The sequence below is a fragment of the Kitasatospora sp. NPDC059812 genome, assembly GCF_042732075.1.
GTDB lineage: Bacteria > Actinomycetota > Actinomycetes > Streptomycetales > Streptomycetaceae > Kitasatospora.
This window is the reverse complement of sequence record NZ_JBHWIO010000022.1, coordinates 93,868-101,866: the sequence shown is the minus strand read 5'-3', so window position 1 is coordinate 101,866 and position 7,999 is coordinate 93,868. Positions and strand designations below refer to the sequence as shown.

Genomic DNA, 7,999 nt, shown 5'->3' with positions numbered 1-7,999 from the left:
GCGGCTTGACGCCCCGTCCGACGTTTCAAACTCTAGCCGATCCCCGCTCCGAAAAGCGAATCGGCCGCAATCCAATAAAACGAACACGCCGAATAAGAACCAAGCCGCGACAAGACGCGACCCAGCCCGAACCAGGAAATGGTGTTTCAAAAGGATTGGCTACCCCGGGACCGTCCGCGCAGAGATGCGTGTCCGGTGCTCCCAGCCAGGCAGCTCGAAGAACTCTACGCGTGATCGCGACCGGATGCAAACGGGGTGCAAAGGGCCGGCCGGACCCCGGGGAGAGGGGTCCGGCCGGCACGACCGCGGGGCGGGGGGATCAGCTGTTGGTGGGGAACCCGAGGTTGATGCCGCCGTGCGAGGGGTCCAGCCAGCGCTGGGTCACGGCCTTGCCGCGGGTGAAGAACTGCACGCCGTCCGGACCGTACGCGTGGGCGTCGCCGAACAGGGAGGCCTTCCACCCGCCGAAGGAGTAGTAGGCGACCGGGACCGGGATCGGCACGTTGATGCCGACCATGCCGACCTCCACCTCGAACTGGAAGCGCCGGGCCGCGCCGCCGTCGTTGGTGAAGAGGGCGGTGCCGTTGCCGTACGGGTTGGCGTTGATCAGTGCCAGGCCCTCGTCGTAGGAGGCGACGCGCACGACGGAGAGGATCGGGCCGAAGATCTCGTCGTTGTAGACGGACATGCCCGGCTTCACGTGGTCGAACAGCGTGGGGCCGAGCCAGAAGCCGTCCGAGGTCGGGGCGCCGTTCTCGTCCTCGGCGGTGACCGGGTGCTTGCGGCCGTCCACGGCGAGCTCGGCGCCGTCGGCGACACCGGACTCGACGTAGGAGGTGACCTTGTCGCGGTGCTGGCCGGTGACCAGCGGGCCCATCTCGGAGTCGCCGTTGCAGCCGGGGCCGACCTTCAGGGTGGCGATCCGCTGCTTGATCTTGTCGACCAGCTCGTCGCCGATCGGGTCGACCGCGACCAGGACGGACACGGCCATGCAGCGCTCGCCGGCCGCGCCGAAGCCCGCGTTGACGGCGGCGTCGGCGGCCAGGTCGAGGTCGGCGTCGGGCAGGACCAGCATGTGGTTCTTGGCGCCGCCCAGGGCCTGCACGCGCTTGCCGTAGCGCGTACCGGTCTCGTAGACGTAGCGGGCGATCGGGGTGGAGCCGACGAAGCTGACGGACTTGACGTCCGGGTGCTCCAGCAGGCGGTCCACGGCGGCCTTGTCGCCGTGCACGACGTTGAAGACGCCGTCCGGCAGGCCTGCCTCCTTCCACAGCCCGGCGAGGAAGTTGGCGGCGGACGGGTCCTTCTCCGAGGGCTTCAGGACGACGGTGTTGCCGGCCGCGATGGCGAGCGGGAAGAACCACATCGGCACCATGGCCGGGAAGTTGAACGGCGAGATGATCGCGACCGGGCCGAGCGGCTGGCGGATCGAGTAGACGTCGACGCCGGTGGACGCCTGCTCGGTGAAGCCGCCCTTGACGAGCTGCGGGATGCCGCAGGCGTACTCGACGACCTCCAGGCCGCGGGCGATCTCGCCGAGCGCATCGGAGTGGACCTTGCCGTGCTCGGACACGATGATCGCGGCCAGCTCGTCGCGGCGGGCGTTCAGCAGCTCGCGGAAGGCGAACAGCACGGTGGTGCGCTTGGCGACCGAGGCGGTGCGCCACTCGGCGAAGGCCGAGGCGGCGGCGGCCACGGCCTGGTCGACCTCGGCGATCCCGGCGAAGTCGACCTGGCCGGCGACCTGGCCGGTGGCCGGGTCGAAGATGTCACCGCGGCGGGGCGCCGCGCCGGCGGTGGCGACGGGCTCGCCGCCGATCCAGTGAGTGATGTGCTTGCTCAAGTCCGTCTGCCTCCGAAGTCCCGGGCGGCGTCCTGCCGCCGGTCCTGTCTGGCGCCGCCCGCGAGTGGGCCGGGCGACGGGATTCACGGGGCTACCGCGTTCGTCTCCAGTCTGGTGCCCGCCGCGCCAGGCCTCAACGAACAGGCTGACGGGGATCGCGGATTCAGCCTTACAGGTCGTCCGGTTGCTCGGCCGAATGCGTGAGGGGGCACGAACGAACGTGTGAAGCCGGACCCGCAAAGACGACCCCGCAAGACGAACGCGCCAGGACGAACGCGCGAGGACGAAGCGCCGCCACCCCGCGTTCAGGACTCCTCGTCCTCCAGGTACGGGTCGTACAGACCGTCGGCCGCCTCCTGGGTCTCCAGCAGGTCCAGCCGCAGGTCCTGGGCCCAGGCGAGCGCCCACCGCTTCAGCCCGCCGACCGCGCGTGCCGCGACACCCCGGGCCCGGAACCGGCCGTCCGCCGCCTCGGCCAGCGTCTCCAGCCGGTCGGCGAGCGCCGCGGGCTGGAAGTCCGCGTCCAATTCGCCTGCCAGCGCGATGAGTTCGCCCTCCCGGTAGCAGTCGGTGAGGGCGTGCACGTCGACCAGGTCCCGCGGCATGCCACGGTCCACCAGCAGCGCGGTGGTGAGCGCGGCGGCGTCCTCCAGGGCGACGACCGGCAGCACAACTGGCAGGACGACCGGCAGCGCCACCGGCAGGACCGCCGCCGGTTCGCCGGGCGGGGGCGCGGCGAGGTCGAAGCGCACCGGCCGGTGCGCCAGCGGCTCCTTCCGCAGCTCCACCGAGTGCGACCGCCCGCCGAGCGCGAGCCGGACGGTGAGCTGCTCCAGCCGCGGCGTGCCCGGGCGTTCGGCGACCCCGCCGCCGGCCGCGCGGTAGGCCTCGCCCAGCGCGGCGGCCACCTCCGGCAGGTCGGCCCCGCCGGTCACCAGGGTGAGTCCGTCCTGCGGGCAGGCCGCGACACCGTGGGCGCGCAGCGCGTGCCCACCGGCCAGGGCGAGCCCGTACCGGTCGCAGACGGGGGCCGCCAGTGCGGCGAGGCGCAGCTGGGTGTGGCCCGGTCGAAGGGGCGCGTCGACGGCGTCCGGGGCGGTGGTCACGTTTCCAGTCTGACGCGACCGCCCGCCCCGCGCGCCACCGCTGCCCTGGGCCCGGAGCCCGGGGCGGGCGATCACCAGCCGCTGAGCCCGGCCGCGGCCTCGTGCAGGGCGAGCTCCAGCAGCACCGGGTCGTTGAGCCGTCCGGAGCCGTCGGGCGGGACGAGCCAGCGCACCCCGCGGCTGCGGCGCTCGGGGTGCGGGACGACGATCCAGGTGCCCTCCCCCGCGCTGCGCACGCCCGTCCCGATCCAGCGGGCGGCGGTGCCGACGGGGACCAGGAAGCTGACGTGTTCGTCCCCGAAGTCGGTGAGGACGGGGCCGCAGGAGCCGGGGTCCAGGATCTCCAGGGCCGGGCGCCCGAGCCGTCCGGGGACGGAGAGGACGTCCCAGCGGCGGCCGGCCGGTAGCAGCATCAGCCCCAGCCCGGTGCGCTCCCATTGCTCCCGGAAGGCCTCCGGGTCCGCTGCCACCTGAGCGAGCCAGTGCAGTCCGGTGCTCTCCATGTCTGTCCCCGCTTCTCGCCGCTGGTTCCGGTCGGGTCGTCCTGGTCGGGACGCGGCGGGGAGACCGAGACCCGCCGTCACCAAGGAGAGGCGGACGGCGGGTCTCTCTTACACGGATAGCACGGATAACACGGATAGCAGGGATGGCACGGATGGCGAGGTCAGCTCACGGACAACGAGGTCAACTGTCGAAGCCGAGCCCCATGCGGTCGAGCGTGCGCAGCCAGAGGTTGCGGTGGCCGCCGTTGCGGTCCGCGCGCTCCAGCGAGCGGGTGGTGATCTCGATCCCGGCCCAGCGCACCGGCTCGGGCGGGAACGGCAGCGGCTTGCTGCGCACCATGTCCAGCGAGGTGCGCTCGGTGCGCTCGCCGGACAGCAGGTCGAGCATCACCTCGGCGCCGAAGCGCGTCGCGCCGACGCCGAGCCCGGTGTACCCGGCCGCGTACGCGACCTTGCCCCGGTAGGCGGTGTCGAAGAACGCCGAGAACCGGCTGCAGGTGTCGATGGCGCCGCCCCAGGCGTGGGTGAACCGCAGGCCCTCCAGCTGCGGGAAGCAGCGGAAGAAGTGGTTCGCCAGCGTACGGAAGGTCTCCGGCCGCTGGTCGTACTCGTGCCGGACGCGGCCGCCGTAGTGGTAGACGGCGTCGTAGCCGCCCCACAGGATCCGGTTGTCGGCGGAGAGCCGGAAGTAGTGGAACTTGTTGGCGCTGTCGCCGAGTCCCTGCCGGCCGCGCCAGCCGATCGCGGCGAGCTGCTCGTCGCTGAGCGGCTCGGTCATCAGCGCGTAGTCGTACACCGGCACGATGTACGGCCGGACCCTCTTGACCAGCGACGGGAACACGTTGGTGCCGAGTGCGACGCGCCGGGCGAAGACCCGTCCGTACGGGGTGCGGACGGCCATGCCGCTGCCGTACTCCCGCAGGTCGGTGGCCCGGGTGTGCTCGAAGATCCGCACGCCCTGGCCGAGGCAGGCGTCCCGCAGGCCCCAGGCGAGCTTGGCGGGGTGGACCATCGCCACGCCCTCCTTGTCCCAGAGGCCGCCGAGGAAGGTCGGCGAGTCGACCTCGGCGCGCAGCTCGTCGGCGTCCAGGACGGTGATGTCGAAGCCGTACCGGGCGACGGCCTCGGCGATCTCGTGGAGTTCCTCGACCTGGTGCGGCTGGGTGGCGACGTCGATCTCGCCGGTGCGCTCCCACTCGGCGTCGATGCCGTAGCGCTTGAGGGTGGCCTCGATGCCGTCCAGGTTGGCGGCACCGAGGCGTTCCAGCTGGGCGAGTTCGGCGGGCCAGCGTTGCAGGCCGTTGCCGAAGCCGTGGGTGAGGCTGGCCGCGCAGAATCCGCCGTTGCGCCCGGACGCGGCCCACCCGACCTCGTTGCCCTCGACCAGCACGACGTCCAGCGAGGGGTCGCGTTCCTTGGCGATGAGGGCGGTCCAGAGGCCGGAGTAGCCGCCGCCGACGACCAGCAGGTCGCAGGTGGTGTCGCCGACCAGGGCGGGCAGTGCCGCCGGCCGGCCCGGATCCTCCAGCCAGAAGGGGGTGGGCCTGGCGTCACTGAGTGCGCGGGCGGAGTCCATGCATTATCAGCCACTTTCTGTACTTAGGCGATGGTTTGTTCGGCCACCACACCCGACCGTACGTCAGGCGGTGGCCTTCCGGCGGTTGCCCAGCCACTGGCCGGCGACGGTCAGCGCGACGGCGGCGATGAACATCGCGGTGCCGATGACGTTGACCTGTACCGGGATGCCGCGCTGCGACGCGCCCCAGACGAACATCGGGAAGGTGACCGTGGTCGGGCCCGAGTTGAACTGGGTGATGATGAAGTCGTCGAAGGAGAGCGCGAAGCTGAGCAGCGCTCCCGCCGCGATGCCGGGGGCGGCCAGCGGCAGGGTGACCCGCAGGAAGGTCTGGGTGGGGGTCGCGTAGAGGTCCTGGGCGGCCTGTTCGAGCCTCGGGTCCATGCTCATCACGCGGGCCTTGACGGCCGTCACCACGAAGCTGAGGCAGAACATGATGTGCGCGATGAGGATGGTGGTGAAGCCGAACGGGATGCGCATGTTGAGGAACAGGGTCCCGAGCGAGGCGGCCATGACCACCTCGGGCATGGCCATCGGCAGGAAGATCATCGCGGTGGTGGCCGAGCGGCCGCGGAAGCGGTAGCGGGCCAGCGCGAAGGCGACCATGGTGCCGAGCACGGTGGCGCCGATGGTGGCGAGCACCGCGATCTGCAGGCTGAGCGAGAGCGACTGGCACATGTCGGCCACGCCGCAGGGGTTGGTCCAGGCGTCGGTGGAGAACTCGTTCCACTCGTAGTTGAACTTGCCGACCGGCTTGTTGAACGAGAAGGCGAGCACCACCAGGTTGGGCAGCACCAGGTAGGCGAGGGCCAGCACGCCGGCCAGCACCACCAGGTGGGCGCGTATCCACTTGGTAATCCGGGACATCAGACCAGTTCCTCCGTCCCGGCCTTGCGCATGTAGACCGTCACCATGCCCAGGATCAGGGCCATCAGGATGAAGCTCAGTGCGGCAGCCGTGGGGTAGTCGAGCACGTTCAGGAACTGCTTCTGGATGCCGTTGCCGACCATCTGCTCGCTCGGCGAGCCCAGCAGCTGGGCGTTGATGTAGTCGCCGGAGGCCGGGATGAAGGTGAGCAGGGTGCCGGCGACCACCCCGGGCAGCGAGATCGGGAAGGTGACCTTGCGGAAGGTGGTGAACGGCCGGGCGTACAGGTCGCCGGCCGCCTCGTGCAGGCGGGGGTCGATCCGCTCCAGCGAGGTGTACAGCGGCAGGATCATGAACGGCAGGAAGTTGTAGGTGAGACCGCAGACCACGGCGAGCGGCGTGGCGAGCACCCGGTCGCCGGAGGTGAGGCCGAGCGCGTTGGTGACGTCCAGGACGTGCAGGGTGTTGAGCACCCCGACCACCGGCCCGCCGTCGGACAGGATGGTCTTCCAGGCCAGCGTGCGGATCAGGAAGCTGGTGAAGAACGGCGCGATGACCAGGATCAGGATGACGTTGCGCCAGCGCTTGCCGGCCTTGAAGGCGATCGTGTACGCGAGCGGGTAGCCGACGGCCAGGCAGAGCACGGTGGCGATGCCCGCGTAGGAGAACGAGCGGACGAAGTGCCACTTGTACTCGACCAGGGCGTCCCAGTAGGTCGCGAGGTGCCAGGTGACCTTGAAGCCCGCTTCGAGCGAGCCGGTCTGCAGCGAGGTGGACGCCTGGTAGACCATCGGGACGGCGAAGAAGACGACGAGCCAGGCGATGCCGGGCAGCAGCAGCCAGTACGCGGTGAGCTTGCGCTTCGGCTTCCGTGCCGGTTCCGCGAGCGGTATGACCTGTGACGGAGCGGCCGGGGTGGTGGTGGTCATGCGGCCTCCTCCGCGGTGCCCGCGTCGATCGCCTGCGCGGCGTCCAGGGCGAAGGAGTGCGCCGGGTTCCAGTGCAGCAGGACGGGCGCGCCGGGGACGATCCGGGCGTCGCGCTCCATGTTCTGCTCGAAGACGGTGACCTCCTGGCCGCCGTCGGTGCGCACCACGTACTGGGTGGAGACGCCGATGAAGCTGGAGTCGAGGACGGTGCCGGCCAGCCGGTTGCGGCCGTCGGCGACCTCGGCGGAGGCGTGCGCGATGGTGATCTTCTCCGGGCGCACGCCCAGGTGGACCTGCCTGGCCTCGGTGGCGCAGCGCGCCTTGGGCACGGCGAGGCGGACGCCGGCCGCGGTGAGCAGCAGGTCGCCGCCGTCGGTGCCGGTGACCTCGGCGGGCAGCAGGTTGGACTGGCCGAGGAAGTTGGCCACGAAGGTGGTGGCGGGGTTCTCGTACAGCTCGGCGGGGGCGCCCAGTTGCTCGACCCGGCCGCCGTTCATCACCGCGATGGTGTCGGCCATCGTCATGGCCTCCTCCTGGTCGTGGGTGACGTGCACGAAGGTGATGCCGACCTCGGTCTGGATCCGCTTGAGCTCCAGCTGCATCTGGCGGCGGAGTTTGAGGTCGAGTGCGCCGAGCGGCTCGTCGAGGAGCAGCACCTGCGGGTGGTTGATCAGGGCGCGGGCGACGGCGACGCGCTGCTGCTGGCCGCCGGAGAGCTGGTGCGGCTTGCGCCGGGCGTACTGGCCGAGTTCGACCAGCTCCAGCATCTCCTCGACCTGCTTCTTGACGTCCTTGCGGCCGCGGCGGCGCAGGCCGAAGGCGACGTTCTCGAAGATGTCGAGGTGCGGGAAGAGCGCGTAGCTCTGGAAGACGGTGTTCACCGGCCGCTTGTACGGGGGCAGGGCGGTGACGTCCTGGCCGCCGATCAGGACGGTGCCGCTGGTGGGCTCCTCCAGGCCGGCGATCATGCGCAGGGTGGTGGTCTTGCCGCAGCCGGAGGCGCCGAGCAGGGCGAAGAAGGAGCCCTGCGGGACGGTGAGGTCGAGCGGGTGGACGGCGGTGAAGGCGCCGTAGGTCTTGCCGATGCCGGTGAGGCGGACGTCGCCGCCGGCGGCCGCGTCGCGCTGCTGGTCTGTCATGGGTGTCTTCCTGGGTTCTCTGCCGGGAGTGGGCCG

Annotated in this window: 7 protein-coding genes; all 7 read right to left on the bottom strand. The window is 71.0% G+C overall.

Annotated elements, in window-relative coordinates; translation table 11 throughout:
- Window positions 1-319 precede the first annotated feature (319 nt).
- On the bottom strand, window positions 320-1,843 hold the full coding sequence (locus ACFV6D_RS14600; RefSeq protein WP_350882849.1) for a CoA-acylating methylmalonate-semialdehyde dehydrogenase: 1,524 nt from the start codon (window positions 1,841-1,843) through the stop codon (window positions 320-322).
- 305 nt (window positions 1,844-2,148) lie between these two features.
- Complete coding sequence (locus tag ACFV6D_RS14595; RefSeq protein ID WP_380559893.1) at window positions 2,149-2,949, bottom strand: hypothetical protein; 801 nt, start codon at window positions 2,947-2,949, stop codon at window positions 2,149-2,151.
- A 71-nt stretch (window positions 2,950-3,020) separates the two neighbouring features.
- Entirely contained in the window at window positions 3,021-3,452 is a 432-nt protein-coding gene (locus tag ACFV6D_RS14590) for a hypothetical protein (protein ID WP_063347650.1), read from the bottom strand.
- A 181-nt stretch (window positions 3,453-3,633) separates the two neighbouring features.
- Window positions 3,634-5,028: an NAD(P)/FAD-dependent oxidoreductase gene (locus tag ACFV6D_RS14585; RefSeq protein ID WP_380377494.1), complete on the bottom strand. Its 1,395-nt coding sequence runs from the start codon at window positions 5,026-5,028 to the stop codon at window positions 3,634-3,636.
- Between the two features lie 63 nt (window positions 5,029-5,091).
- Window positions 5,092-5,895, bottom strand: coding sequence for an ABC transporter permease (locus tag ACFV6D_RS14580; RefSeq protein WP_063347652.1), 804 nt, complete (start codon window positions 5,893-5,895; stop codon window positions 5,092-5,094).
- Window positions 5,895-6,824: an ABC transporter permease gene (locus ACFV6D_RS14575; protein ID WP_063347653.1), complete on the bottom strand. Its 930-nt coding sequence runs from the start codon at window positions 6,822-6,824 to the stop codon at window positions 5,895-5,897. Before ACFV6D_RS14575 ends, ACFV6D_RS14580 begins: the two co-directional genes overlap by 1 nt.
- Window positions 6,821-7,963: an ABC transporter ATP-binding protein gene (locus ACFV6D_RS14570; RefSeq protein WP_380340579.1), complete on the bottom strand. Its 1,143-nt coding sequence runs from the start codon at window positions 7,961-7,963 to the stop codon at window positions 6,821-6,823. Before ACFV6D_RS14570 ends, ACFV6D_RS14575 begins: the two co-directional genes overlap by 4 nt.
- Window positions 7,964-7,999 lie beyond the last annotated feature (36 nt).